Annotated in this window: 1 protein-coding gene; it reads right to left on the bottom strand. The window is 65.5% G+C overall.

Features of this window, described 5'->3' with window-relative positions; genetic code table 11:
• Positions 1–249: aldehyde dehydrogenase family protein (locus SB772_RS44065; protein ID WP_410839032.1), on the bottom strand; the 249-nt coding region annotated here is incomplete at both ends.

Here is a 249-nt window from a genome sequence, read left to right on the forward strand (position 1 = left end):
GACGAAATCGCCGTGACGCAACACGTTGGCAAAGAGACGCAACTGGCCGACCGTACGCGCGCGTTCGCCTTCGAGCCGCGCGCGCGGCAAACCGGTTTCGGCCATACAGCGTTCGATCAGCGCGTCGCCGATCGCCATGATCTGCTCGCCGATGGTTTCCAGAAAACGCGCACGCGTGTCGAGCGGCGTTTCGCGGAAGGTGTCGAAGGCCGCGTCCGTGAGCGCGCACGCGCGTTCGAGATCGTCCTG

It is taken from the genome of Paraburkholderia sp. SIMBA_030, from assembly GCF_046535245.1.
Lineage (GTDB): Bacteria > Pseudomonadota > Gammaproteobacteria > Burkholderiales > Burkholderiaceae > Paraburkholderia.